Origin of the sequence: Streptomyces sp. NBC_00090, assembly GCF_045160815.1 — a bacterium.
GTDB lineage: Bacteria > Actinomycetota > Actinomycetes > Streptomycetales > Streptomycetaceae > Streptomyces.
The window spans coordinates 8882043-8906642 of the sequence record NZ_CP108224.1 but is presented as its reverse complement, the minus strand read 5'-3'; the positions used below and the strand labels follow the sequence as shown (position 1 = coordinate 8906642).

At 72.8% G+C, this 24600-nt stretch carries 28 protein-coding genes; 11 read left to right on the top strand and 17 right to left on the bottom strand.

Going from position 1 to position 24600, the window contains the following annotated elements; all coding sequences use genetic code 11:
• Positions 1 to 98: 98 nt before the first annotated feature.
• Entirely contained in the window at positions 99 to 584 is a 486-nt protein-coding gene (locus OG361_RS39420) for an SRPBCC family protein (RefSeq protein ID WP_405861474.1), read from the bottom strand.
• 313 nt (positions 585 to 897) lie between these two features.
• Between OG361_RS39420 and OG361_RS39415 the strand changes: the two genes are divergently transcribed.
• Both OG361_RS39415 and OG361_RS39410 read left to right on the top strand, forming a co-directional pair.
• Positions 898 to 1524: a PadR family transcriptional regulator gene (locus OG361_RS39415; RefSeq protein WP_405861472.1), complete on the top strand. Its 627-nt coding sequence runs from the start codon at positions 898 to 900 to the stop codon at positions 1522 to 1524.
• A 62-nt stretch (positions 1525 to 1586) separates the two neighbouring features.
• Positions 1587 to 2036, top strand: coding sequence for a peroxiredoxin (locus OG361_RS39410; RefSeq protein WP_405861470.1), 450 nt, complete (start codon positions 1587 to 1589; stop codon positions 2034 to 2036).
• 23 nt (positions 2037 to 2059) lie between these two features.
• On the opposite strand, the gene OG361_RS39405 is transcribed toward OG361_RS39410, so the two are convergent.
• On the bottom strand, positions 2060 to 2419 hold the full coding sequence (locus tag OG361_RS39405; RefSeq protein WP_405861468.1) for an SHOCT domain-containing protein: 360 nt from the start codon (positions 2417 to 2419) through the stop codon (positions 2060 to 2062).
• 9 nt (positions 2420 to 2428) lie between these two features.
• A complete protein-coding gene (locus tag OG361_RS39400; protein ID WP_405861466.1) occupies positions 2429 to 2869 on the bottom strand; it encodes a DUF6325 family protein in 441 nt (146 codons plus the stop codon).
• 156 nt (positions 2870 to 3025) lie between these two features.
• Here OG361_RS39400 and OG361_RS39395 point away from each other — a divergent pair, with 156 nt between their 5' ends.
• From OG361_RS39395 to OG361_RS39380, 4 genes are all read left to right on the top strand, one after another.
• Positions 3026 to 3424 carry an SHOCT domain-containing protein gene (locus OG361_RS39395; RefSeq protein ID WP_405861464.1) on the top strand — a complete coding sequence of 133 codons (399 nt, stop codon included), beginning with the start codon at positions 3026 to 3028 and terminating at the stop codon, positions 3422 to 3424.
• Between the two features lie 111 nt (positions 3425 to 3535).
• Positions 3536 to 3979, top strand: coding sequence for an RrF2 family transcriptional regulator (locus OG361_RS39390; protein ID WP_384575669.1), 444 nt, complete (start codon positions 3536 to 3538; stop codon positions 3977 to 3979).
• 73 nt (positions 3980 to 4052) lie between these two features.
• Entirely contained in the window at positions 4053 to 5243 is a 1191-nt protein-coding gene (locus OG361_RS39385) for a globin domain-containing protein (RefSeq protein WP_405861461.1), read from the top strand.
• A 112-nt stretch (positions 5244 to 5355) separates the two neighbouring features.
• The gene (locus tag OG361_RS39380) at positions 5356 to 6126 is read left to right on the top strand and encodes a rod shape-determining protein MreC (RefSeq protein WP_405861459.1); all 771 of its coding nucleotides are present in this window, start codon (positions 5356 to 5358) and stop codon (positions 6124 to 6126) included.
• A 52-nt stretch (positions 6127 to 6178) separates the two neighbouring features.
• Here OG361_RS39380 and OG361_RS39375 read toward each other — a convergent pair whose 3' ends face one another.
• The 7 genes from OG361_RS39375 to OG361_RS39345 form a co-directional block, all read right to left on the bottom strand.
• Positions 6179 to 6550 (bottom strand): peptidase inhibitor family I36 protein, encoded by a 372-nt coding sequence (locus OG361_RS39375; protein ID WP_384575679.1) that lies wholly within the window; start codon positions 6548 to 6550, stop codon positions 6179 to 6181.
• The gene (locus OG361_RS39370) at positions 6547 to 7260 is read right to left on the bottom strand and encodes a hypothetical protein (protein WP_405861457.1); all 714 of its coding nucleotides are present in this window, start codon (positions 7258 to 7260) and stop codon (positions 6547 to 6549) included. The genes OG361_RS39375 and OG361_RS39370 overlap by 4 nt, the downstream gene beginning before the upstream one ends.
• 376 nt (positions 7261 to 7636) lie before the next feature.
• Positions 7637 to 8422, bottom strand: coding sequence for a polysaccharide deacetylase family protein (locus OG361_RS39365; protein WP_405861455.1), 786 nt, complete (start codon positions 8420 to 8422; stop codon positions 7637 to 7639).
• Positions 8423 to 8617: 195 nt separating this feature from the next.
• Positions 8618 to 8998, bottom strand: a complete 381-nt coding sequence (locus OG361_RS39360) for a hypothetical protein (protein ID WP_384575687.1) — start codon at positions 8996 to 8998, stop codon at positions 8618 to 8620.
• A 124-nt stretch (positions 8999 to 9122) separates the two neighbouring features.
• Positions 9123 to 10670: an ATP-dependent DNA ligase gene (locus tag OG361_RS39355; RefSeq protein ID WP_405861452.1), complete on the bottom strand. Its 1548-nt coding sequence runs from the start codon at positions 10668 to 10670 to the stop codon at positions 9123 to 9125.
• A 57-nt stretch (positions 10671 to 10727) separates the two neighbouring features.
• Positions 10728 to 11792 (bottom strand): DUF6397 family protein, encoded by a 1065-nt coding sequence (locus tag OG361_RS39350; protein WP_405861450.1) that lies wholly within the window; start codon positions 11790 to 11792, stop codon positions 10728 to 10730.
• A 111-nt stretch (positions 11793 to 11903) separates the two neighbouring features.
• Entirely contained in the window at positions 11904 to 12317 is a 414-nt protein-coding gene (locus OG361_RS39345) for a roadblock/LC7 domain-containing protein (protein WP_405861448.1), read from the bottom strand.
• A 155-nt stretch (positions 12318 to 12472) separates the two neighbouring features.
• Between OG361_RS39345 and OG361_RS39340 the strand changes: the two genes are divergently transcribed.
• Positions 12473 to 12898, top strand: coding sequence for a PPOX class F420-dependent oxidoreductase (locus OG361_RS39340; RefSeq protein ID WP_405861446.1), 426 nt, complete (start codon positions 12473 to 12475; stop codon positions 12896 to 12898).
• Between the two features lie 22 nt (positions 12899 to 12920).
• Here the strand turns inward: OG361_RS39340 and OG361_RS39335 are convergent, their stop codons facing one another.
• From OG361_RS39335 to OG361_RS39315, 5 genes are all read right to left on the bottom strand, one after another.
• Positions 12921 to 13544 carry a GTP-binding protein gene (locus OG361_RS39335; RefSeq protein ID WP_405861444.1) on the bottom strand — a complete coding sequence of 208 codons (624 nt, stop codon included), beginning with the start codon at positions 13542 to 13544 and terminating at the stop codon, positions 12921 to 12923.
• The gene (locus OG361_RS39330) at positions 13525 to 13941 is read right to left on the bottom strand and encodes a DUF742 domain-containing protein (RefSeq protein ID WP_405861443.1); all 417 of its coding nucleotides are present in this window, start codon (positions 13939 to 13941) and stop codon (positions 13525 to 13527) included. Before OG361_RS39330 ends, OG361_RS39335 begins: the two co-directional genes overlap by 20 nt.
• A 13-nt stretch (positions 13942 to 13954) precedes the next feature.
• Positions 13955 to 14389: a roadblock/LC7 domain-containing protein gene (locus tag OG361_RS39325; protein ID WP_384575706.1), complete on the bottom strand. Its 435-nt coding sequence runs from the start codon at positions 14387 to 14389 to the stop codon at positions 13955 to 13957.
• Positions 14386 to 17562: a nitrate- and nitrite sensing domain-containing protein gene (locus OG361_RS39320; protein ID WP_405861441.1), complete on the bottom strand. Its 3177-nt coding sequence runs from the start codon at positions 17560 to 17562 to the stop codon at positions 14386 to 14388. Before OG361_RS39320 ends, OG361_RS39325 begins: the two co-directional genes overlap by 4 nt.
• A gap of 106 nt (positions 17563 to 17668) precedes the next feature.
• Positions 17669 to 18502 (bottom strand): MHYT domain-containing protein, encoded by an 834-nt coding sequence (locus tag OG361_RS39315; protein ID WP_405861439.1) that lies wholly within the window; start codon positions 18500 to 18502, stop codon positions 17669 to 17671.
• Between the two features lie 151 nt (positions 18503 to 18653).
• On the opposite strand from OG361_RS39315, the gene OG361_RS39310 reads away from it, so the two are divergent.
• From OG361_RS39310 to OG361_RS39295, 4 genes are all read left to right on the top strand, one after another.
• A complete protein-coding gene (locus OG361_RS39310; RefSeq protein ID WP_405861437.1) occupies positions 18654 to 19319 on the top strand; it encodes a class I SAM-dependent methyltransferase in 666 nt (221 codons plus the stop codon).
• A 366-nt stretch (positions 19320 to 19685) separates the two neighbouring features.
• On the top strand, positions 19686 to 19994 hold the full coding sequence (locus OG361_RS39305; protein WP_405861435.1) for a hypothetical protein: 309 nt from the start codon (positions 19686 to 19688) through the stop codon (positions 19992 to 19994).
• A 203-nt stretch (positions 19995 to 20197) separates the two neighbouring features.
• A complete protein-coding gene (locus OG361_RS39300) occupies positions 20198 to 21058 on the top strand; it encodes a hypothetical protein (RefSeq protein WP_405861433.1) in 861 nt (286 codons plus the stop codon).
• Positions 21059 to 21224: 166 nt separating this feature from the next.
• Positions 21225 to 22601 carry a tannase/feruloyl esterase family alpha/beta hydrolase gene (locus OG361_RS39295; RefSeq protein ID WP_405861431.1) on the top strand — a complete coding sequence of 459 codons (1377 nt, stop codon included), beginning with the start codon at positions 21225 to 21227 and terminating at the stop codon, positions 22599 to 22601.
• 13 nt (positions 22602 to 22614) lie between these two features.
• On the opposite strand, the gene OG361_RS39290 is transcribed toward OG361_RS39295, so the two are convergent.
• Entirely contained in the window at positions 22615 to 23160 is a 546-nt protein-coding gene (locus OG361_RS39290; protein ID WP_405861429.1) for an MOSC domain-containing protein, read from the bottom strand.
• Between the two features lie 108 nt (positions 23161 to 23268).
• On the bottom strand, positions 23269 to 24375 hold the full coding sequence (locus OG361_RS39285) for an acyl-CoA desaturase (protein ID WP_405861427.1): 1107 nt from the start codon (positions 24373 to 24375) through the stop codon (positions 23269 to 23271).
• Positions 24376 to 24600 lie beyond the last annotated feature (225 nt).

Sequence of the window (24600 nt, the reverse complement as noted above, 5' to 3'; positions counted from 1 at the left end):
AACGGATGAGAGGAGGAAAGGATGATCATTACACCGGGCGTGGCGGCGGAGTGCACGAGGAGACGACTCGAATGGTCCAGCGGCGGTTCCGTGCCAGGTCAGCGGGGCGGCTCCGGAAGCTCCTCACCGGTCTCCAACAGAGACTTCAAACTGGAGACCAGCGCGGGCCACCCCTCGCCGATCAATCCCTTGATGGTGCCGTCGGGCTCCAGGTCGCCGTGGGTGACGGTGAGTTTGACGGTGTCACCCGAGGGCTCGATGGCGAAGGTCACGCGGGAGCGGCGTTCCCGGGCAAGGCGCGCGTACACCTCCCGGTCGAGGCGGACCGCTGCCGCCCAGGCCGGGGTGAAGGTGTGCCAGGTGTACGAGAGGAGGCGGCCGGGCTCGGCGGCGAGGACGACCTGCTCGGGGTCGACCGTCCTGCGACCGCCCTCGTCCCAGACCATGGAGGCGCCGGGGGTCCACTCCGTCTCGAAGGCCACGCCCCAGTAGCGGCGGGTGAGCGCCGGGTCGGTGAGGGCCTTCCAGACCTCGTCGGGGGTGGTCCGGATGTAGGTGGTGTAGACGAAGCTGTCGCTGTCCATCGCGCTGCCCCTCGGGTCTGCTCCCCCACGGCCTTCCTCCCTCCACCCTAGGCAGGCGCCGGAGCGACCTGCCAGCGAAGCGGCTCCGTCCGGCCCGCGGAACCGCGTCTCGGCCGTGAAAGCGCGGCTCAGCCGTGGAACCGCGGCTCAGCCGTCGAAGCGCGGCTCGGCCGTGGAAGCGCAGCTCGGCCGCGAAAGCGCGCCCTGGCCGTGGACCCCGCTTCCTCGCCGTGAAATCGCACCCCGGACGTCGATCCTCCGCCCGTTGAATAGGTGCGGAGGAAACTATTCAACGTGCTGCTAGCGTGTCCGGATGTCGCTCAAGCACGCCGTCCTCGCAGCTCTCCTGGAGGGCGAGGCCTCCGGATACGACCTGGCCAAGATCTTCGACGTGTCCGTCGCCAACTTCTGGGCGGCCACCCCGCAGCAGCTCTACCGCGAGCTCGACCGGCTCGCGGAGGCCGGTCTGATCGCGGCGCGCGTGGTCGAGCAGGAACGGCGCCCCAACAAGCGGATGTTCAGCCTCACGGAGCCCGGACGGCAGGATCTGTACGCCTACACGTCGACTCCGCCGCGTCCGAGCGCCGTCCGTGACGAGCTGATGGTCCAGGTGCAGGCCTGCGACGAGGGCGACACGGAAGCGGTCCGCGGCTTCGTGGCGCAACGGATGGAGACGGCCCGGACCAAGCTCGCCCGCTACGAGCGCATGCGGGAGCGGATGCTCGACGGCCGGGACGAAGAGACGTATCTGCGCGAGGCGGAGCGGGTCGGCCCCTACCTCACGCTGATGCGCGGCCGGTTCTTCGAGGAGGAGAACCTTCGTTGGGGCGAGCGGGCCCTCGTCCTGCTCGACCGGCGCGCCGCGCTGCGCGGCGGCGCGCCGGAGCCCGCCCACGAGGTCGCGCCCGGAGGGGTGACGCACTCTCCTACTCTGCGGTAACGTCACCGGCCGGTCACCGGAGGCGCCGGTGGCGGAGCAGGGACGGATCGGGGACGGCCGCAATGAACGTCGGTGACCTTGTCGAGGACTTCACCCTTCCGGACGAAACAGGCACCCCGCGCTCGCTCACGGGGCTGCTCGCCGAAGGGCCGGTCGTCCTCTTCTTCTACCCGGCGGCGCTCACTCCGGGCTGCACCGCCGAGGCCTGCCACTTCCGTGATCTGGCGGCCGAGTTCAGCGCCGTCGGCGCCATGCCCGTGGGCATCAGCACCGACGGGGTGGAACGTCAGCTGGAGTTCGCCGAGCGGCATTCGCTGGGCTACCCGCTGCTGTCGGATCCGGACGGCGCCATACGGGACCGGTTCGGCGTGAAGCGCGGCTTCTCGCTCGCGCCGACGAAGCGGATCACGTTCGTGATCGGCCAGGACCTGCGCGTACGGGAGGTCGTGCGGAGCGAGCTCCGCATGAGCGCGCACGCGGACCGGGCACTGGCCGCCCTGCGCCGCCTCTGAGGATTCCCTCGGACGCGATTCCCTCAGACGCCGAGGAGTCTCGCCTTGGCCGCCGCGAACTCCTCGGGGGTGAGCAGGCCCTGCTGGGCGAGCTCGCCGAGCCGGATCAGCTGATCGGTCACCGTGGGCGCCGCTCCTGAGGCCGGTGCCGCGGCGGGCGAGAGCGGGCTCGGCGCCGGCAGGGCGGCCGGCGGTGGCTGTTGCTTTTGCTGTTGCTGTTGCGCCTGGCGGTCGGCGATGGCCGCCTCCTGGTCCTGTTCACGGCGCGCGGAGCGCGCCGAGCTGCGGCCCGCGGCATAGGCCGCGCCGCCGACGAGGGCGCCGCGCAGCAGCGGCGCTCCGGCGGGCCGGACGACCGGGCGGAGGAGGGGACGGCGTCGCATGAACATCGGTCAGTTCCTTCCGGCCGTGGCGGCGACCACGGCCTCGCGGTAGGCGTCCCGGGCCTGTTCCACGTGGTCGGGCGGGATGCGCACGTTCCCGGCGATACGGCCGCCGACCTCACGGATCGCCTCCGCCGCGCGCGCGGCCCAGACGTGTTCGACGAGCAGCATCAGCGCGCAGGAGCCCGGTTCGAGGGTCCCGGCAGCCTCGGCCGCGTCCTCCGGGCCGAGCAGGTTCGCCTCCGGCCCGATCTCGGCGGTGGCCTCGTCGTACTCCTCGTACTCGACGAGCTCGGAGGTCGACACCTCCCCCGTGAGGGACTTGACGATGACGAGCGAGTCGACGAGCCGCACCTGGCCGGCTCTGCGCAGTTCGGCGACGGCCGTCACCGCCGCCACTTTCAGCCGCTCCCCCGGGAAGGCGAGTACGACACATTCCACCGGCCCCATGGCGCTCCGTTCCTCGTGCGGTCCTCGGCGACCATCCGAACACGGCGGGCGGCGGGTCGCACTCCGGAGCACCACGAAATGCGGGGGCACGGCGCCTGCACGAGACTCACTCATACGCCAGGCCTCCCGGCCCGCGCGGGAACGGAGTGTGCAGGAATGGACGACTACCCTCTCCTCGACGTCTTCTGGACGATGCTGTGGTTCTTCATCTGGATCATGTGGCTCTTCCTGCTCTTCAAGGTGATCACCGACATCTTCCGTGACCACTCCCTCAACGGCTGGGCCAAGGCGGGCTGGTTGATCTTCTGCATTCTTCTGCCGTACCTGGGGGTGCTGGTGTACGTCATCGCTCGCGGCAAGAGCATGGGGCAGCGTGACGTCAAGCAGGCGAAGGACTCCGAGGCAGCGTTCCAGGACTACATCCGCAAGACGGCCGGTACGGCGCCGGCGGGCGGCGGTGCCGGCGACGAGCTGGCGCGGCTCGCGGACCTGAAGGAGAAGGGCGCCATCTCGGACGAGGAATTCCAGAAGGCGAAGGCCAAGGTTCTGGCCTGAGGGTAGAGAAGCATCTCGGCCCGGGGTCGCGCCGGCCGTCGAACGGCTCCGCGCGGCCCACAGCCACCCCCTTAATGCGCACATGAAATACCGCTTTGATACGGTCGGACCGTGAGGCTGACGAAGTTCACCGACCTGGCGCTCCGTGCCGTGATGCGCCTGGCGGTCATCGCGCAGGAGGAGTCCGTCACCACGCGCGAGGTGGCGGAGTCGATGGACGTGCCCTACGCCCACATGGCGAAGGTCGTCACCCGGCTCCAGCACCTCGGCGTGGTCGAGGCGCGACGCGGCCGTGGCGGCGGTCTCGCCCTCACGGAGCTGGGCCGGCGCTCCTCGGTCGGCTGGCTGACCCGCACCCTGGAGGGTGAGGAGGAGGTCGTCGGCTGCGAGGGCGATCCCCCGTGCCCGCTGCGCACCGCGTGTCGGCTGCGGGGCGCGCTGCGGGAGGCGCAGGAGGCGTTCTACCGCGTGCTCGACCCGCTGACCGTGGCGGAGCTCGTGGCCTCGCCGACCGGTCCGCTGCTCCTCTCCCTCACCCGCCGCCCCACCTCCTGACCACGTACACCTCTCACCAACAGCACACGTCCGCCTTTAAATACGCAGATCATCTACCAGATTGCGAGTTCTCATGCTGTCCGAGCAGTCCGCCCCGGTCGTCCGCGCCACCCTGCCCGCCGTCGGCGGCGCGCTCGACGAGATCACCGAGCGCTTCTACGCCCGGCTCTTCGCCGCCCATCCCGAGCTGCTGCGCGATCTGTTCAACCGGGGCAACCAGGCCAACGGCGAGCAGCGGAAGGCGCTGGCCGGCTCCATAGCCACCTTCGCGGTCGCGCTGCTCGAGAACCCGGGCAGCCGGCCCGACCTCATGCTGTCCCGGATCGCGCACAAGCACGCCTCGCTCGGCGTCACCGCCGAGCAGTACAAGACCGTGCACGAGCACCTCTTCGCCGCGATCGTCGAGGTCCTCGGCGACGCGGTGACTCCCGAGGTCGCCCAGGCCTGGGACGAGGTGTACTGGCTGATGGCCAACGCGCTCATCGCCGTGGAGGCCCGGCTCTACCAGGAGGCCGGCGTCCCCGAGGGCGAGGTCTGGCGGCCCATGGAGATCGCCGAGCGACGCGAGGAGACGGCCGACACGGTCTCCTTCGTCCTGCGCCACACCGACGGGACCCCGACGACCGCCTTCCGGCCCGGCCAGTACGTGAGCGTCCAGGTCACCCTGCCCGACGGCGCCCGGCAGATCCGCCAGTACAGCCTCTCCGCGGCCCCCGGGCACCCGCAGTGGCGGATCACGGTGAAGCGGGTCGACGGCGACCCGGCCGGCGAGGTCTCCTCCTGGCTGCACGCCCACGCCCGGGAGGGAGACACCGTGGAGGTGTCCGCACCCTTCGGCGACCTGGTCCTGCCCGAGGGCGACGGACCGCTGCTGCTCGCCTCCGCCGGCATCGGCAGCACCCCGATGCTGGCCATGCTCGACCACCTCGCGGCCACCGGGTCGACCCGTCCCGTCGCGGTCGTGCACGCCGACCGCTCCCCCGCGGCGCACGCGCACGCCGCCGAGCTGCTCCGCCTCGTCGAGGCGCTCCCGCAGGGCTCGCTCCACCTCTGGTACGAGGAGCCGGGCGAGGACTCCGCGGCCCGCCAGGGCCTCGCCGACGTCACCGCGCTCGACCTGCCGGAGGGCACGACGGCGTACCTCTGCGGGCCGCTGCCCTTCCTGCGCGCGGTACGCGGCGATCTCCTCACCCGTGGCACCGCGGCGGCCGACATCCACTACGAGGTGTTCGGTCCCGATCTGTGGCTCGGCGCCGAGAGCTGACGCCCTCCGCCTTCGATACCCAAGCAGCATGGCGTTCCTGTTGCGGATACTGCATAGTGAGAGCCCGTATCGGCCTCGCAATCAGCGGGTACGGAGCGAATGGACGGAAGCGATGGGATCGTTCGGATCAGTCGGTGGCGGTCGGGGCACGGCGCGACGGCCGGTGCGCGGGATCGCCCTCGACATCGGCAGCTCGCGGACCCGGGCCTGGGCTCCGGGGGCGGGTGTCTTCGCCGACGTGCCGAGCGGTCCCGTACGGCGCGGGCGCGTGACCGACGCGGACCTCCAGCTCCGGCTGCTGCGGCGGCTGACCGCCGCGGCTCCCGGCGACGGCGGTCACGACACCGTCGTGATGCTGACCCATCCGGTGCTCGCCGCTCCGGCGGAGCGGGAGGCGGCGCGCCGGGTGGTGGACGGTCTCGGCCCGGCGCGGGTCATCGCCGTGGACAGCGCCCGCGCCGCCGCGGCCTATGCCGCGCCGCCCGGCGGCGGCCCCCTGCTCGTGGTCGATCTCGGCGCGCAGCTGACCGAGGTGACGCTCGTCGTCGACGGGCTCGTCGAGGACGCGCGCCTGGCCGAGGTGGGCGTCGACGACGTACCGGAGTCGGGCCGGGTACCGGACGCGATCGCCGGGACGGCCGCCGACATGGTCAGCGACCTGTGGCGGCACGACAGCACCGGGGCTGTCCGCGGCGCGCTGCGCCGCGGCGTCCTGGTGACCGGCGGCGGCGCGCTCCGACTCGATGTGACCGGCCGTCTGGCTCATCTCCTCCGGGCCCGGCTGCGTCTGGCGAACGACCCGTCGACCAGCGTGGTCCGCGGCGCCGGACTGATGCTCACCTCCGCCCTCCGCCACCCGGGCGACCCGCTCGGCCGCGACTGACCCGGTCCGGCGAGGGGCACGGCCGGGACCGGATCAGCTCGGGTGGGGCGGGTCAGCAGCCGGTCGACCAGATGTGGGAGTCACCCCGGTCGTTGGCGGCGCCGTTGTAGCCGACCTCCTGCCCCGGGGCGAGACAGACGGTCATGCTGCCGCCCTGCCAGGCGCTCTCGTAGACCCGGACATGGTCCTTGATCCCGGGGCCTGAGATGCCGTGATTGGCCCAGGAGGAGTCGGTGTCGGAGATCCAGCTCTCCCACCAGCCGTCGTCCCCGCTCCAGTTGGCGCGCTGGCCGCCGAAGTTCGAGTCCTGCCAGACGCAGAACTCTCCGCTGGGGCATTCGGCGGCCCCGGCGGAGGTGGAGAGGGCGAGGCCGGCGGTGACGGCGAGCAGGGCCGCCGCGGAGAGGGCGAGGATGCGCTTCACGAGTGGTCGTGGCCTTTCTGCGGGTGGGTGGACGCGGGCAGTTCGGCTGCCCGCAGCAGCGCGCGGTCACGCAGCTGCCGGTATGCGGTGAGCTCGTCGCGGTGCAAGGCGCGCACCACCACCAGCTCGACGGCCTCCAGCCGTGCACGCACGTCGTCGAGTCCGCTCTCGCGTGCGCAGCGGGCGGCGACGGCCGGATCGGGGCGGTCGGGACGGGGCAGGCCGGGCGGGCTCGCGCATCGGGTCCAGCGGGCGAGCGCCTCCTGGTGGGCGGGGTCGTCGCGGACGCGGGCCTGGGCCTCGGTGCGGAGGTTGTCGACGGTTACCTGGGCCCGGAACCAGCGGCGCGTGTCGCCGTAGAGCCTGCCGCGCGCGGTGGCGAGGCAGCCGTCCTCGTGTGCGGTGACGGTCGCGCCGGTGGCGAGGGTGACGGAGAGCTCTCGGGGCCCCGCTCCGAAGAGCGCGGCCTGCAAGGTGCGGTCCTCGTCCGGGGCGCGGGGCCGTGCCGTGAGGGCGAGGCCCCGGTCCGCCAGACAGTCCACGACAAGACGGTGCTCGGCGGCCTTCAGCAAGGAGTCCTGTCCCGCCCGGTCCACCGGGACACCCGGGGTCCCGGGATCGTCCGGTCCGACGACGGCGCAGCCGGAGACGAGCAGCGAGGCGGCGGCGGTGACGAGCGCACGGCGGGCGCGCGATGTCCTGCGAAGCATGGGGTCCCCCTTCGAACGTCCCAGGTCGGCGGGGCTCCGGGTGATCGTTCGGAGGGCCCGGGAAGATCACTGCCCGGGAGGGAACCGGCCATGCCGAGGCTCACTCGAACGAGTCGAACGCGCCGGGTTGCGCGCCGTCCGAGCGCCGTATCGCCGCCGCGCACGGAACCCGGGAACGACAGAGCCCCGGTTGGACGGGGGATTCCAACCGGGGCCGATAGCCGTGACACCGAAGGGCGGTCACCTCCGGGGGGGGGACCTTGGGGACCGGACCCCTTCGCAGTCACATACAGATGAACGCTTAATGTTTCCCGAATGTTCCGTGCGTTCCGGAGTGGGCGATGTGAGTCGCCTCACCCGGTTTCGACGGTTCTCGTCAGTCCTTCTCGGGCGCGTAGACGACACCCGGCTCGGCCTTGCCGGGGGCGAGGAGCTCGGACACCGTCACGAAGGTGAAGCCACGGCGCTTGAGCTCTTCGATGATCGAGGGAACGGCCGGGACCGTGCCGTCGTAGATGTCGTGGAGCAGGATGATCCCGTCACCGTGCGCCTGGTCGAGCACGCGCTGGCGTATGAGCGCGGAGTCGGTGGTGGAGTAGTCCTTGGCGGTGATGCTCCACAGGATCTGAGCGAGCCCGAGCTCCTCGCTGACCTTGGACACCTTGTCGTCGGTGCGGCCCTGCGGCGGGCGCATGAGGGTCGGCTTGCGCCCGGTTATCCTCTCGACCGCGGTCTGGGTGAGGGAGAGCTCCTCGCGCACCTCGGCCTCGTCGAGGTCGGTGAGGATCCGGTGGCTCCAGGTGTGGTTGGCGACCTCGTGCCCCTCGTCCGCGATGCGCTTGACGACCTCGGGGTAGCGGTCGACGTGCTTCCTGCCGAGCAGGAAGAAGGTGGCGGGGACCTGCTCCTCCTTGAGGACGTCGAGGAGTCGGGGGGTGTCCTTGCCCGGCCCCGCGTCGAAGGTGAGGGCTATGCACTTCGCCTTGGCGCAGTCGACGCCCCGGGCACCCTGGCCCGCCTTGTCGTCCGTCCCGGCCTCGTCCCGGGCGTCCTGTGGAGTGACCCGGTCGACCCCGCAGCCGCCGAGCGTCAGCATCAGTGACGTGGCGACGAGCAGAGCGGCGGCCGTCCCCCTGCGGCGACCCGGCCTGAATCCGAACATGGTGGAACCCGCTTTCCCCTGTGATGGCCTTCGATGCGGTCGCCACCGCCTGGTCAGGACGGATCACGCGACGTCAAGGACTCTACACACGGTGTATACCGGTGATCACAGGGGGGTGCTCCATGCGTTCGAAGGGCATGCGTCGGCCCCGGGCGGCGCCCGTCCGCTCCGCCCGGGGTGTCCGTGCCGCGTCGCTCAGCGGGAGGCGAGCAGCAGGCGGGCCTCGGTCTCCTGGTCGCCCGAGACCGACTGCAGGGACTGGATGTCGAAGCCGGTGGCGAGCACGCGCTCCACCTCGTCGACGGCGTGGTACCCGCCGGTGAGCGTGGCGCCGACCGGCGCGGTCAGGTGGGTGGGAGGCACGTCCTCGCCCCGTCCGGCGGCCGTGTCGAAGGTGGCGACCCAGACGGTGGGGGCGGGTCCCTCAGCCGCCGCCTGCGCGCTCGGTGTCTCCAAGTCCTCCAGCTGGTAGACACGGTCGAGGACGTCGAAGACGGCCTGGGCGTCCTCCCGGCAGCAGTCGCTCAGCTGCACGGTGACGTCGGTGTCGATGTGCAAGTCGTACACGTCGCTCATCTCCTTGCGGCCCGCAGCTCGCTCCTTGCGGCCCGCGGCTCGCTCCTCGCGCCACGCGCCCGTCGTGCCACGTCTCCAGGATCCCTCTCGGTACGGACTCCCGCGAGGTCCGGCCGCCCCCGGCTCAGCCGCGGCCGGTGATCCCCTCGACGGTGTCGGCCTCCGAGGCCGGCTTGTCGGGGCGGTGGCGTACGACGCGGGCGAAGCGGAGGGTGACGCCCGCCGGGTAGCGGGTCGAGCGCTGGAGTCCGTCGTAGGCGATCTCGACGACGAGCTCGGGTCGTACCCGTACGGTGAACCCGTCGTCCGCCACGGCGAGTTCGCCGAGGCGCTCGGTCTGCCAGCGGAGCATCTCGTCGGTGAGCCCCTTGAACGTCTTGCCGAGCATGACGAAGTCGCCGTCGTCGGCGCGCGCGCCGAGGTGGAGGTTGGAGAGCAGCCCGGTCCTGCGTCCGTGGCCCCGCTCGACGGCGAGGACGACGAGGTCGACGGTGTGGACGGGCTTCACCTTCAACCAGGTGCGGCCCCGGCGGCCGGCCACGTAGGGCGCGTCCAGGGCCTTGACGAGGACGCCTTCGTGTCCGCGCTCCAGCGTCTCGGTGAAGAACCGCTCGGCGGCCTCGATCTCCGCGGGATCGGCCGGGTCCGTGACGACCAGGCTACGGACACACTGAGGTTCGGGCAGCAGCCGGGTGAGGACTGTGTGACGGTCCCGTCCCGGCCGGTCGATGAGGCTCTCGCCGTCGGCGGCGAGGACGTCGAAGAAGACGGGCGTCAGCGGCAGGGCCGCCCGGGCGCCGGCCACGTCGGTACGGGAGCCGACCCGGGCGGCGATGGACTGGAAGGCCGCGGGGCGCCCGGTAGCGGGATCGAGGGCGATGACCTCACCGTCGAGGATGAAGGCGTCGGAGGGCACGGCGCGGGCGACAGCGACCACCTCGGGAAGGCGGCCGGTGATGTCGTCGAGAGAACGGGTGTGGACACGGACGTCGTCACCGAGGCGGTGCACCTGGATACGGAAGCCGTCGAGCTTCTCCTCCACGACACAGGGCCCCAGTGCGGTGATCGCCTCGGTGACGGTGGCGGCGGTGTGCGCGAGCATGGGCTGGACCGGGCTGCCGACCCGCAGCGTGAACCTGTCGAGCCCGGTACGCCCCTGGGCCAGCACGGCCTGGGCGACCGGAGGCAGCGAGCCTTCGAGCATGACGGCGCGCCGCAGTTCGGCGGCCGGCACGGTCGCGGCCTTGGCGACGCCTTCCAGGGCGACGGCGTCGAGGGCCCCCTGCCGCACCTCTCCGGAGAGGAGCCGCAGCAGGAGCTCCTGCTCCTCGCGGGTCGCGGCGCCGAACAGGCCGCGGACGAGCCGGTCCCGTTCCGCCCGGGCGCCCGCTCCCGAGACGGCGGCGAGCTCCGAGAGCGCGGCGTCGACGCCGGCGAGCGTGAGGCCGGGCACGTCGACGGACGGGACGGCGGGCGGCACGACGTTCTTGAGGACGCTCCACCCGACGCCGATCCGCCCCTGCGGAAGGCGGCCCGAGAGATAGGCGATGACGAGCGGGCTCTCCTCGGGCACGGCCTCCGCGAAGAGCTCGGCCAGCAGGCCGATCTTGCGCGAGCGCGCGGAGACCGCGGCGACCTCCCGGGACACCTCCGCGACACGGGCGAGCAGCATGGGCCCATCCTCCCCACACCCCGCCCCCGCCGCACGCCGACCCCGCCGGATCCCGCGTCAGGGCCAGGACACCGGGCGCTTCCCTCTCCTCCCCCGCGGGGTCGCCCGCGCCTTCCGCCGCAGGATCCGGTCGAGCAGCCGGGAGCGGGCGGGAACACCTCCCCCTCGGACGACCTCCGCCGTGCTCCGCGCCGACAGCACCCGCACATCGGGCAAAGCCAGGATCGACGGGGACTCCGGAGCGGCTACCGACTCCAGGGAGTCCGACAGCTCCGGGGGCTCCGACAGTTCCCGGGACATCGGGGGCGGCGGGGCCTTCAGTGGCAGCGGTGCGAGCAGCGGGGCCTCGGCGGGGTGCGGGGCGGGACGGTCCCCGCGCGCCTCGTCCAGGGCCAGGGCGAGGCTCATCCGGTGCCAGAGGATCTCGTCGGGCTCGTCGGCCCGCGCGAGCCGGTCGGCGACCTCTCGTGCGGCCGCCGACACCGGGTGGCCGGGCGGCGGTGGCGGGCGCAGCCGGTCGAGATGGGCTCGCTCGTACGGATCTCCGACGACCTCGGCCAGATGGACGGGGTCGAGTATCGAGGCGATGGCGGCAGCGCGCGCCCAGGGATCGTCCGTGGCCCGGAGCAGCAGGGCGAGCCGGCGCGCCCGCCAGTTCCGCGGCCGCGAGTCCTCGTACGCGTCGAGACGTTCACGCACGTCCAGGGGAAGCCGCCCGGTGAGCAGGGCGGGGTTCGTGCGGGCGAACTCGGTCACCTCCGCCGCCAGATAGAGCCACACCACGGCCCGGTAGCGGTTCAGATAGAACCGCACCGGACTGAGGTGCCCCGTCCGCACCAGCCGCGTGAACCGGTCCGGGGGCACCGAGAGCAGTCCGGCGGCCTCCCGGGTGCCCACTGCTCGCACCCGGTCACGAAGGCCCTGGGGAAAGTCCGGGGCGGCCTTGAGGCGGTCGATCTCACCCCGCTCCACGCGCCGTCGCTCCCCTTCGCCCACCGGCACCGTCCTCACCAGGCCCAGCTGCGTCGCGAGCCGGAACTCATCGCGCCTCAGTTCCAGTTCCCGCGCCGCCTGCGCCGGTGTCACGGTGGTCACCGTGCGCCCGCCTGCATCCACCTTCATCTCGTGGTCCTCCCCCGTACGTCCGTGGTCTCTCGCGCCAGACAAGAGAACGGTAACGCAGAGTGATGACACACGTGCGGGCTGTGGAAAACCCCTGTGGACAGCTAACCCTCAGAGCGCGGTGCCGCCCGGCAGGCCCGGCTGGCGCGCGGCCACTCCGAGATGCTCTCCGACGCGGTTGACCAGCAGCGTCATCTCGTAGGCCACCTGGCCGACGTCCGCCTCGGCCGCGCTCAGGACGCACAGGCAGCTGCCCTCGCCCGCCGCAGTCACGAAGAGCAACGCCTCGTCGAACTCCACCATCGTCTGCCGCGGCCTACCGGCCCCGAAGTGCCGGCCCGAGCCCCTGGCGAGGCTGTGGAGCCCCGAGGAGACGGCGGCCAGATGCTCGGCGTCCTCGCGCTCGAGTCCGCTGCTCGCGCCCGTCACCAGACCGTCGTTCGACAGCACCAGCGCGTGCCGTATGAACCCGACCCTCTGGGTCAGGTCGTCGAGAAGCCAGTCCAGTCCCTTGTCCAGCGCCATGCGTGTTCCTCCCCCTTGGTGTTGCGTCCCCGTCGACCCGCAAGTCTTCGGTCCGCGTGTCGCCGCAAGCCTTACGCACTGTCGTGGACAGGGCAAGCACCGCACCGCGCCCGCGCGTGCCGCACGATGTCCGACGTGCGGTGCAGGATGGGGACATGACGAGGATGACCGAGGATCAATGGCGGACCTTCGTGTCCGCGGGGACCCGCACGGGCAAGCTGGCGACCGTCCGCGACGACGGCAGTCCGCACGTCGTGCCGATCTGGTTCCTGCTCGACGGCGACGACGTCGTGTTCAACACGGGCAAGGACACCGTGAAGGGCCGCAACCTCGCCCGGGACGGACGGGTGTCCCTGTGCGTGGACGACGACACCCCGCCGTTCGCCTTCGTGACCCTGACCGGTCGCGCCGAACTCAGCGAGGACCCGATCGAAGTGCGCCACTGGGCCGCCCGTCTCGGTGCCCGGTACATGGGTGAGGATCGGGCGGAGGAGTTCGGAGACCGCAACGGGGTCCCCGGCGAACTCCTCGTCCGGGTGAGGATCGACAAGGCGATCGCCCAGGGCGGCGTCTCCGACTGAGGGCTGGGCAGGGACGGCGCCCTCAGCCGACGCTGTCGAGGAGCCTGGCGGTGTGCATCCGCCCGGCGTGCTCGACGAGGCGGATGAGCACCTCCTTTCCCGAGTCCCGGTCGCGCGCGTCGCACAGCACCACGGGCGTGCCGCGGTCCAGGTCGAGCGCGCGGGACACCTCGTGCGCCCCGTAGGTGCGGGCGCCGGTGAAACAGTTGACCGCGACGACGAAGGGGATCTTCCGGTGCTCGAAGTAGTCGACGGCAGGGAAGCAGTCCTCCAGCCGCCGGGTGTCGGCGAGCACGACGGCGCCCAGGGCGCCCTGGGACAGTTCGTCCCAGAGGAACCAGAAGCGGTCCTGGCCGGGGGTGCCGAAGAGGTAGAGGGAGAGCCCGGAGCGGATCGTGATGCGGCCGAAGTCCATGGCGACGGTCGTGGTGGTCTTCTGGTCGACGCCCCCGGTGTCGTCGACCAGCTCCCCGGCGCGGCTGAGCCGTTCCTCGGTGCGCAGGGGCCGGATCTCGCTGACGGCGCCGACCAGGGTGGTCTTTCCCACGCCGAACCCTCCGGCGACCAGGATCTTCAGGGCGAGGGCGGTGGTGTCCGCGCCGTCGCCGGCGCCGCTACCCGTGCTCTCAGAGCGCTCGTAGGCCATCGATGACTTCCCTCAGGATTCTTTCGTCGGGGAGCTGTGCGGGTGGGACGGGCCTGCTGACACGTACGAAGCCCGATTCGAGGAGGTCGCCGAGGAGGACCCGGACGACGCCGACGGGCAGGTCGGCATCGGCGGCGAGCTCGGCCACCGACTGCGTCTCGGCCCGGCACAGGGCGAGCAGGGAGCGGTGTTCGGGGCCCAGCAGGCCTTCCTCGGCCGCTCCGGGCGGGTCGTCGTCGACGACGACGAGGGCGATGAGGTCGAACCGTACGTTGCTGGGGCCCGGCCGGGTCCGCCCGCCGGTCATCGCGTACGGACGTACGAGCGGCCCGGCGTCGGCGTCGTACCACTGACTGCCCGGCGCGGACGGGCCGCCGCCGGTGCTGTCCTGGCTCATGGGGGTCTCCGGGTCAGCCTGCGGCCGGCGGGGTCACCGTGAGCCGGGGCGGGGTGTGCAGGTGCTCGCCCACGCGCTTGACGAGACGGGCCATCTCGTAGGCGATGAGGCCGATGTCGGCGCTGACCGAGCTGAGGACGGCGAGGCAGGAGCCGTCCCCCGCCGCCGCGACGAAGAGGAAGCCGTCGTCCATCTCGACCATGGTCTGACGGACGCCTCCGGTGTGGAACTGCCGTCCCGCGCCCTTGGCGAGGCTGTTGAAGCCGGAGGCGATGGCGGCGAGGTGTTCGGCGTCCTCCCGGCTGAGTCCGCTGGAGGCGCCGACGGCGAGTCCGTCGTTGGAGAGCACCACGGTGTGGCGGACCTCGCGGACCCGCATGGCGAGGTCGTCGAGGAGCCAGTCGAGCTCACCGGAGCGGTGAGGGGAGATCCTCTCGTGGTCGATCATGCGTCGTCTCCTTCGAAGCGGGGGGTGTTGGGGTCGATGAGGTCGTGGTGGGGCTCGCGGGGCGACTCGCCGTCGGGGCCGGTGCCGAGGGGGCGCCTGGTCCCGGGGGCGAGGCCTCCGCCCCGCTGCCAGCCGTCCTGGTAGGCCGCCATCCGGTCCCTCACCACTTCCGGGGTACGTCGGTCCGCGCCGGGTGGCGTCGGTACGGAGACCGGGGCGGGGGCGGGTGCTTCGCGGAGCTGCGGGACGAGGTTCGCCTGCCTCACACGGCGCGGCAGTTCGCCCTCGGGATCACCGTGGTCCCCGTGGTCCTGGTGCTCCCTGTGGTCCCGGTGCCTTCCGTGGCCCCCCTGATCTCCGTGATCTCCGTACACGCCGGGGCCGTCCGCGGCCGCTGGCAGCTGGGAGGGGGTGGGTGTCCGTGGGGGCGGCGTCGCTGACGTCGGGGACACCGTCGGTGCCGATGACGGCGGCGACAGTGGTGAGGCCGAGCTCGGTGACGTCGGTGCGGCGGGGCCGCGCTGTCGCAGCGCGGTGACTCCGGCCGGCGGGGGGCCCGGTTCCGGCGGTGCCGCCAGAGCGGGGACCGCCGTCGGGCGCGGCAGGGGCTGCGGGCGGAACTGAGGGCGGGGAATGTCCGTCGGTTGGGGCCGGTTCAGGGGCTGCGGCCCGGCAGGCGGCTGCGCATTTGTGCCTCGGGGCGTCCCGCCGGGGCCGGGCGGGACGTTCGGTCCCTGCGTACGGGGCCCTTGGGGACGGCCGAAGCGGCGGGCCTCCGCGCGCTGCGCCTCCTCGTGCTCCCGCGCGATGCGCGCGGCGTCCGTGGCGGAGCCGCCAGAACGCGGGTCGCCCGAACGGGGGTCGGTCGAACGCGGGTCGCCCGAACGCGGGTCGCCCGAACGCGGCCGGCCCGCCCGGGGATCGCCCGCCCGTGGGTCACGGCCGCGGGCCGGATCGGTCGGGGTCCGCTGCGGCCCGGGGTTCCCCGCAGGGGCTCCGGCCTGTGCGGCCTCGGGTCCCGGACCGGTCGCGGAGGTGCCGCGCCCGGGCGGCAGCGCGCCCTGGAGGAGGTCCGTCGGGAGCAGCACGACGGCCGTCGTACCGCCGTACGGGGAGGTGCGCAGATGGACCTTGATGTCGTGGCGGGAGGAGAGCCGGCTGACGACGAAGAGGCCGAGCCGGTCGCTGTCGAAGAGGTCGAGGGCTTCGGACTGGGCGATGCGGGCGTTGGCCTCGGCGAGGGTTTCCCTGCCCATGCCGAGCCCCCGGTCCTCGATCTCCAGGGCGTACCCGTTGCCGACGGGTTCACCGCTGACGCGCACCTTGGTGTGCGGCGGGGAGAACTGGGCGGCGTTCTCGATGAGTTCGGCGAGGAGGTGGGTGAGGTCGGCGACGGCGCCGCCGACAACGGCGGTCTCGGGCAGTCGGCGCACCTCCACGCGCGCGTAGTCCTCGATTTCGGAGACGGCGGCGCGGACGACGTTGGTGAGGGGGACGGGCATGCGCCAGGCACGGCCGGGGGCGGCACCGGAGAGGATGATCAGGCTCTCGGCGTGGCGCCGCATGCGGGTGGTGAGGTGGTCGAGCCGGAAGAGGTCGCCTAGCTCGTTCGGGTCGTCGGCGCGCCGCTCCATGCTGTCCAGGAGGTTCAGCTGACGGTGGACGAGGACCTGACTGCGGCGGGCCAGGTTGACGAAGACCCCCGAGATGCCACTGGCCAGTTCGGCGCGTTCGACGGCCGCGGAGAGGGCCGCGCGGTGCACGGTGGTGAGGGCCTCGCTCACCTGGCCGATCTCGTCCTGGGAGACGGGGCCGGGCGGTGCCTCCGCCCGCACGTCGATCTCCTCGCCCGCGCGCAGCCGGCGCATGGCGGCGGGGAGCTTCCGGCGCGCGATGCCGAGGGCGGTGTTGCGCAGGCTGACGAGCTCGACGACGAGGCCGCGGCCGATGCGGACGGAGATGACGAGGGACGCGGCGACGGCGGCGAGTCCGAGCAGCACCGCGGCGCCGCCGACGCTGAGGGCACCGCCCGCGAAGGGATCGGCCCGGTCGGCCGCGGCGGTGCGCGCATCGGTCTCGATCGCGGTGAGGCCGCTCCGTACGGAGGCCAGGGTGTCGTCCCAGTCCGCGGAGGTGACCGCCTGGGCGGCGGGACGTCCGGACACGGCGGCGAGGACGCTGTCCTCGGCACGTGTGAGGCGGCTGTGGTCGCGGCCCGCCGCGAGCTTGGCCCATGCCGCGCGCGCTTCGGCCGGCAGGTCGGTGGTGGCCGAAGCGGTGAGGGTACGCCGGGTCTCGACGGCTCCGGAGAAGGCGCGGAGCCGGTCCGCGGTGAGACGTCCGGTGAGGTGGGCGGAGCCGAGGAGAGCGTCCTCGCGGGACAGCATCTCGCCGGCGCGGCCGAATTCGAGGAGCACGCGCGCGTCGGAGCCCTGCTGGGTGTCCTGGATACCGGTGAGGGCGCCACCGACGGCGAAGCCCGCCGAGACGGCGGCGGTGTACTCCTCGTACACCTGGTCCCAGTCGGCGCGCCCGTCGACGGCGGCGGTGCGGAGCCGGGCGAGGCCCTCGACCCTGCCGACGAAGCCGCCCACCCGGTCGGGGACGTCGCCGGGCAGGTCCCCGGTGTCGCCGACGGTGTGGTCGCCGCCGAGGCGGAGGCGGGCGAGGGCCGCGTCCGTGCCGCGTATCCGGTCCTTGAGCTCGGCGGCCCGGGCGGTGCCGGGCGCCGCTACCTGGCGTACGGCGGCCCGCCGTTCGGCCTGGAGCGCGGCGATCGCGGCCGTCACGGGCTCGCGGATCTCGGCGTCGACGCGCTGGAGCTGACGGAGCCGCGCGACGTCCTGGGCGGTGGTGACGGTGGCGAAACCCCACAGGGCGAGGAGCGAGACGACGGGGACCATCAGCAGCGAGACGATCTTGGCTCGGACGGTGCGGGGGCGCAGGCCGAGTCGCGTGTCGCGCTCCCTGCGTGCTGCGGAGCCCGAGGCCGGGTCGGAGGCGTGGGCGCCCGGCGTGTGCGGGGCGTTCGTGCGGCCGGCCGCCGGGAAGGCCTCGGGGGTGGGCGCCCCCGGTTCTTCGGCGGGCGGACCGGCGTGTGCGCGCCGCCCGCGCGCGGCCGCCGGCGGCGGAGTCGCCGCCTCGGCGCCCTTGGTCTTGCGGGGAGTTCGCATGGCCTCCTCGTTCCGGCTGCGTCTGTCTCTGGTGCGGTGGGTCGTACGTGAGGGAGTGAGGGGTGAAGGAGTGAGGGGGGGCGGATCAGGGGATGGTCACGTCAGGTCAGGTCGTGCGCGTACGGGCAGGTTCGGTGGTACGGAAGCCGGGAGGTGCGACGTCCACCGCACGCTCGTCCGGTTCGGTGAGGCGCTCGGCGGAGGCGTACGCGGCCCGTTCCCCGGCCGTCGGGGAGAGGGCCACGAAGGCGGAGGTGATGAAGAGGTACGAGCCGAGTCCGACGGCGAGCGGGAAGATGAACTGCATGACGGTGGCGCCGGGGAGGGTGGCGGCGGACGGGACGACGTCGACCCGGACCGCGAGCATGCCCGTGTAGTGCATGCTGCTGACGGCCGCGCCCATCACGAGGGAGGCGACGGCCACGGCCGCCGGTGCGTGGATGTTGAGGGCCGCCCACAGCGCCGCGGTGGCGGCGACGACCGCGATCACCACCGACAGGGCGACGAGCAGGGGGTCGTACCGGACCTGTCCGTGCAGCCGGAGGGCCGCCATGCCCATGTAGTGCATGCTCGCCACGCCGACGCCCGTGGTCAGTCCGCCGATCAGGAGCGAACGGACCCGGTCACGGCCGTAGCCGACGGCGAAGACCCCGACGCCGACGACCGCCATGGCGATGATCAGGCTGAGGATGGTGAGCGGAACGTTGTAGCGGATGTCGGTTCCGGTCACGCCGAAACCGAGCATCGCGACGAAGTGCATCGTCCAGATACCGGTGCCGATCGCGGAGGCGGCGGTGAGCAGCCAGTTCCGCCGTGATCGGCCGGTCGCGTCGAGCGCCCGTACGGTGCAGCGCAGCCCGAGGGCGGCGCCGATGCAGGCCATCGCGTACGACAGCGCGGGTGTCAGCCAGCCGAAGGTGGCGTGGTCCAGGTGTCCCATGGCTCAGGGACGCTAGTGCGCACAAGGGGGCGCACCAGGGGCGCATTTCGAAAGCTGATGGAATATGACAGAGAGATGGTCCCGAACGATCACGCCGAGTTCGAACGAGCGCACAGAACGTTCACACCTCCGGGTGCGGAATCATGAGCACATGAGCGATGACCCCACACACGTCCGAGAGTTCTTCGGCGCCCGCGCCTCCGAGTGGGACAGCCGGTTCCCCGACGACGGCCCCGCGTACGCCGCCGCCGTGACCGAGCTCGGCCTGCGCCCCGGCGACTCGGTGCTCGACGCCGGCTGCGGTACCGGCCGCGCCCTGCCGCCGCTCCGCGCGGCCGTCGGTCCGTCGGGCACCGTACTCGGCGCCGACCTCACCCCCGAGATGCTGGACGAGGCCGCACGAGCGGGGCGCGGCGGTCCCGGTCAGGGCACTCGGGGAGACCGGGCCGGCCAGGGCGCGCAGGCCCCACCGGCCGGCCAGGACGGCGGGACGCTCCTCCTCACCGATGTCGGCCGGCTGCCGGTGCGCGACGACGCACTGGACGCCGTCTTCGGTGCGGGGCTCATCTCGCATCTCGCCGACCCCGTGTCCGACCTGCGAGAACTCGCCCGGGTCGTACGGTCCGGGGGCCGCCTCGCGCTGTTCCACCCGATCGGCCGGGCCGCCCTCGCGGCCCGCCACGGCCGGCAGATCACGCCGGACGACCTGCGCGCCGAGCCCCGACTGCGGCCCGTGCTCGCCGAGGCCGGCTGGCGGCTCGTCAGCTACGTGGACGAGGACGCGCGCTACCTGGCCCTGGCCGTCCGCGAGGGCTGAGCCGCCGGCCGCGCCGACGCACGGGCCGACACGCCGTGCGGACACCGCCCTATCGACAGGCGGGGGCGCACGGCCACGTGCTGCGGGTCACCACCGTGACCGGCTTCGCCCCGGGCCGGGACGGCCGGGACGGCGGGGCACGAACGGGACGCGATCGACGTCGGCACCGAGGACATGGAACTCACCGCGCTCTTCGAGCAGCGGCGCCACGCCTTGAAGGGGCACACCCTGACCGCTGTCCTCGCCCGCGCGTAGCCTGCTCTCCGGCACTCTGATCGATTCGGCCCCAACGCGCCCTTCTGTCACGGCACTTCGCTGTCTACGGTGGACGTGCCGGGCAGTCGTGCCCGGGAAAGGCGGCGGGCCATGGCACGGGTATCGGAAAGACTGCGCAGACTCCTCCCCTCCACCCGGCGAGCGCCCGAGGCCGCGGCGCCCGCGGCACCGCGACCCCGGCAGGGGCACAACCTCTTCGAAGCGGCGGCGGAGTACGTGGCCGCGTGCGCCGAGGACGACCAGGGCCGGGCGGACGAGGCGGCGAGCCGGGTCTCCCCCGGCGCGCTCTCCTTCGGCGTGAACGAACTGGCCTGCCGGGCGCTCATCGCCCTCGCCAGGGAACGGAACGAGTCACCGAGCACCGTGGCCCGCTCCCTGCTCGGCCTCCGGGACCAGTGAGGCCCGGAACCAATCGGGCCCGGGACCGATGAGGCCCGGGCCCCATAACCGTCGGGCCCCATGAGGCCCCGGGCCCATGACCGTCGGGGCCGGAACCACGCACCCCAGGGACCCGGCCCCGGTGAGATCCCCCTCCCGGACACCCTCGACGTGCGGGTTACTCACTGGTTAAGGTGCGCCGACGACCAGATGGGGAGGCTGCCGTGGGTGGGACGGACCCGATCGCCGAGGCGGGCGCCGACGGAAGCGGCGCGGGCGACGCCGACGCGCTGTTTGTGCTGACCGCGGCGCTGCTGACGCCCGCGCGCTTCCCGAGCGTGCTCGGTGACGACTATCCGGCGGCCTGTGCCGCGCTCGGGCTCCAGCCCTTCGCCGAGGGGTACGGGCTCGTGTTCGGCCAGGACGGGCTCGGCGCGCGGTGGACGGTCGTCGTCGACGACGTGTCGCTGGTCGCGGTGGCCATCTCCTCCTGGGACTGCGGCATGGCCTACGACCTCTCTCCCGACGAGAACTCCGTGGTGGCCGGGCTGCCGGGCTGGCCGCTCGCCCTGGCCGCCGTCGCCCCCGGCATTCCGGCCCCGCACGACCCGGAGCCCGAGGAGGGCGACCCCGCCCCGCTGACCCCGCCCTCCGGCGATGAGTGGGGACCGGCCCAGCGTCGGCTCGGCGCGGACGAGGTGGCACTCCAGTGGGAGGCCTGGCGGGCCCGGATGGGCGACGCCGCGCAGGTCACCGACACCCCGGCCCCGGCCCCGACCCCGGGCGAAGCCGTCTCCCCCTCCGTGCCCGACCCGTACGACGGGGTGCGGAAGGCTCTGGCCGAGCTCCGCGGCTACCTGGAGGAACCGCCGCCGGTGGGGCGGGTGCGGTCCGACCCCGCTGCGGGGAACGGTGCACGCACGCTGCGCGCGGACGGCCCCGGCTGGTCTCTCGTGGCCAGGACCGACGACATGGCCTTCGTCCTCCTCGACGAGCTGCCGCGCGAAGTGCTGCCGGTGGCCCGGGGGCCGAGGCTGCCCAGGCTGCTCGACGCGCTCGACGCCATGGCCGTACGCGCTTCCTGAACGCGTCTCCCGAGCTCCTCCTCCTGGCCCCTCCGCTCTCACTCCCACTCCCACTCCCACATGGGGCAACAGCGCGAGGTGTGGTCCCGGACCATGGTCCGGCGGTGGTGGTGCGCCGCACGATATGGCGCCGCACCCCCTTCCCGTCGTCCTACGGAGGCTCACCATGCGCCTGTTCCCAGGCGTCCCCCTGCTCGCCGCGCTCCTGACCGGGGTCACCGTCCTCGCCCCGGCCGGCCCCGCCGGAGCCGAGGCGCCGGCCTCCGCGCACTGCGCGCGTCAGGAGCGGATCCACGTGCCCGGCGCCGAGCACCAGGAGTCCGCGTGCCTGGCCGATCTGACGACCGCCGGGCTCGCCGGTACGCCGTACACCGACATGGCCGACCAGGCCGGTCTCACGGCGAAGGCGACCCGGAACCCCTCGGGGGTGCCGGGCGTGCAGATCGACGGCTACTTCCCCGACAGCTCACGCCTCAACGCCACGCACGGCTGGGCCCACGACGCCCAGTTCGTCATCCGCCTGCCCGACCGCTGGAACGGCGGGCTCGTCGTCACCGGCGCACCGGGTACCCGGCGCCAGTACTCCACGGACGCCCTCATCTCCGACCGGGTTCTCGCCCAGGGCTTCGCCTACGCGGCCACCGACAAGGGCAACACCGGCCCGGACTTCTTCACCGACGGAAGGGCCCCGGGCGACGCGGTGGCCGAGTGGAACCGCCGGGTGACCGAGCTGACGCGGGCCGCCAAGAGAGCAGTGCGCCAGCGCTACGGCAGCGCCCCGGAGCGTACGTACATGACCGGCATCTCCAACGCCGGCTACCTGACGCGCTGGCAGCTGGAGAACAGGCCCGAGCTGTACGACGGCGGGGTCGACTGGGAGGGCGTGCTGTGGACGGCAGGCGGCCCCAACCTCCTGACGAGCCTCCCGGTGACGGTCGCCCGGTCCCTCGGCCGGGCCTCCGACGACGATCTGGTCGAGGCGGGCTTCGCGCCGGAATCGCGCTTCCTGTGGCCGTACCACGAGAAGGCGTACTGGGGTCTCACCCAGAAGATCTTCCGGGCCGAGTTCGACCCCTCGTACGACCCGGCCTGTCCGGGCGACACGGCCGGGCGGACCGTGGAGGAGATCTTCGCCGCCTGTGCCTCGGACGCCTCGTACGACTACGCCTCCCGGCCCGCGTCCGTCCACCGCGCGGTCGCGAAGGTCGCGCTCACCGGCCGCATCGGCAGGCCGCTCATCACGCTCCACGGCGATCTGGACACCCTGCTGCCCATCGCGACGGACTCCGACGTGTACGCGGGGATGATCGACGCCCGGGGCCGGGGCGGCCTGCACCGGTACTACACGGTGCAGGACGGGACGCACACGGACGGCCTGTACGACATCCATCCGGACCGGCTGCGTCCGATCCTGCCGTGCTACCGCTCCGCGTTCGACGCGCTGACGCGCTGGGTCGAGGAGGGTACGCCGCCGCCCGCGGACCGCACGATCGCGCGGCCGGCGGACGGTGACGTGGTCAACTCCTGCGCTCTGGAGGAGTGACTGAGGAACGCGGTCAGACCCGCTCCAGGGGGCGGTGCGGCCCCTCCGGCAGTTCGGCACGGATCGTGTCGCCGGGCCGCACCTCCCCGCCGGTCAGCACGATGCCCATGATGCCCGCCTTGCGGACGATCTCGCCGTTCTCGTCGCGGCCGAGGACCTGCTTGAGCAGGCCGTGCTGGAAGTTGTCGATCTGCGCGCACGGGTTGCGCAGTCCGGTGACCTCGACGACGGCCTCGGCGCCCAGGTGGAGAAGGGTGCCGGTGGGCAGGCCGAGGAGGTCGATCCCGCGGGTCGTGACGTTCTCGCCGAGGTCGCCGGGGGCGACCTCGAAGCCGGCGCCCGCCACGTCCTCGAACAGCTCGGCGTGGATGAGGTGGACCTGACGCAGGTTCGGCTGGGTCGGGTCCTGGGCGACGCGCGACCGGTGCTTGACCGTCACTCCCGCGTGGACGTCACCCTCCACACCGAGGCCGGTGAGGAGGGTGATGCCCTCCCGGTTGGGCTTGGTGAACGAGTACGTGCCGTTGCTGCTGACCGTCTGGACGGTGCCGCTGCTCATGCTGAGGAGCTCCCCTTCTCCGCTGCTGCTCGGTGGCTCCGGGCTGCGGATACACCTCACCCGCCCCACCCGAACCGATGATCACACCGCGTGCGACCGCCTCCGACCCTACTCCGCGCCCTCCGAGCGCTCAGCGCGCTCCACCCGCAGGAGCTCGCCCACCTCGTGCAGGTGCCCGAGGGCCTGGCGGTACGACTCCACGAAGCCGGTCTCCGTGTACGGCACGCCGAGCGCGGCGCAGTGGGCGCGTACGGCGGGCTGGGCCAGCCGGAGGTGGGGGCGCGGCATGCTCGGGAAGAGATGGTGCTCGACCTGGTAGTTCAGCCCGCCCAGGAACCAGTCGGTCAGCGCGCCGCCCCGGATGTTGCGCGAGGTGAGGACCTGGCGGCGCAGATGGCCCCAGCTGTCGCCGTCGGCGTGCTCGTCCGGCCGCTCCATGCCCTTGTGGTTGGGCGCGAAGGCCATGCCCAGGTGGAGGCCGAGCAGCATCTGGTGGACGAGGGCGAAGACCAGGGCCTGGGTGGGAGTGAGGAGCGTGAGGAGCAGGGCCGTGTAACCGACGAAGTGGGCCAGGAGCAGGCCGCCTTCGACGAGCCGCTCCCGTCCGGTGCGGAAGGGGCCGTCCTTCGCGAGCAGGGACCGGACTCCGTACACCTTGAGGGCGATGCCCTCAAGGGTCGTCAGCGGGAAGAACAGCCACGCCTGGTGACGGGTGAGGAAGCCGTGCAGCCCCTTGCGGCCCGCGGTCTGGTGCTCGGCGAAGACGAGGATGTCGGCCGCGACGTCCGGATCCTTGTCGAGGTGGTTGGGGTTCGCGTGGTGGCGGTTGTGCTTGTCGTTCCACCACTCCCGGCTCATGCCGAGGAGGAGATTGGCGTGGACGAGCTGGATGGCGCGGCTCGCCTTGCGGTTGGCGGTGATCTGGGCGTGGCCCGCGTCGTGGCCGACGAAGGCGGCTCGGGCGGAGAGCAGCGCGAGGGGAACGGCGAGCACGAGCGCCCACCAGGAGGGGCCGATCAGGGCTAGCCCGGCCACGACGGCGGCGATGCCGAGGAGGTTGACGGCGATGCCGCGGGCGTACCAGCCGGGGCGATGTTCCAGGAGGCCCTGCTCCCTGACCGTCCGCAGGAGCGGGGTGAACTCGCTGCCACCCCTGGGACGGGTGGGCGCCGCGGCGGGGACGACTGCCGGGGGCAGGACGGTGGCCTGGGACATGGCGGGCTCCGGTTTCTGTCGGGCGGGGCGGGCGGGTTGGGCGGGTTGCGAGCGGTGGGCGCCTCCACTGAAACTACGGATCCGTGATCACCCGGGGCCATGGCGTCACCACCCGTCCACGGCAGGGGGCGCGCCGGGGTGCGGGGGTGGGGTGAACCCCACCCCTCCGCGAGGACGACTCGCCTGTGGCGCGGATCACCTCCGTCCTGCACGCGCCGGGGTGGT